The sequence below is a fragment of the Alcanivorax sp. HI0044 genome (assembly GCF_001634945.1).
The window spans coordinates 1-813 of record NZ_LWEZ01000117.1; the positions used below are offsets into that span (position 1 = coordinate 1).

At 58.9% G+C, this 813-nt stretch carries 1 protein-coding gene and 1 pseudogene; both read left to right on the forward strand.

The features are described 5' to 3' along the window. A pseudogene (locus A3730_RS30830) lies at nucleotides 1-181 on the forward strand (leucyl/phenylalanyl-tRNA--protein transferase); the annotation flags it as partial. A 28-nt stretch (nucleotides 182-209) separates the two neighbouring features. Then, nucleotides 210-813 (forward strand): arginyltransferase (locus A3730_RS01465; RefSeq protein ID WP_063537323.1); only part of this gene is annotated, 604 nt, incomplete at its 3' end.

The following is an 813-nucleotide window of genomic DNA, read 5'->3' on the forward strand; positions in this document are numbered from 1 at the left end:
CCGCCTGCTTGATGCCCAGATCGAGAACCCTCACCTCATGTCCATGGGGGCACAGATGATCGACCGTGACGACTTTGAAACCTGCCTTGAGGACTGGGTGCCAGCCCAGCCAGTGCCCACCCCCTGGCCAGACCGTCCGTTTGACTGGGCCGCACTGCAAGCCGAATGTGAGGCTTTTTAGCCCTCCTGCCCTGGGCTACACTTACACCATGACTGACTTGTCCACGCTGCGCTTTTTTCGCACACCCGCCCATAGCTGCAGCTACCTGGAAGACCGCCAGGCGTCTACCCTGTTTGTGGACCCCCAGGCCCAGCTGTCACCAGAGCTCTATAGCGAACTGAGCTTGCTGGGGTTTCGCCGCAGCGGCAATTATCTCTATCGCCCCCACTGCGACAGCTGTAATGCCTGCATTCCGGCCCGGGTGCGAGTGGATGACTTCCACCCTCGCCGCCGCCATCGTCGCATCCTCAAAAACAACGCCGATCTGGCAGTGAACCGCGAGCCCGCCCGTTTCAGTCGCGAGCTATACGCGCTTTATGCGGCCTACATTAATGACCGCCATGGCGATGGCGACATGTATCCGCCTTCGGAAGAGCAGTTCACCAATTTTCTTACCTGCGAATGGGCAGACACCCATTTCTACGGGTTTCGCCAGCAAGGCAAGCTGGTCGCCGTAGCCGTCACCGACCAGCTCAATGATGGCCTCTCCGCAGTGTACACCTTCTTTGACCCCACATTGCCTGAGCGCAGCCTGGGGGTCATGGCGTTGCTATGGCAAATCGAACAATGCCAACGATTACAACTTCCCTACC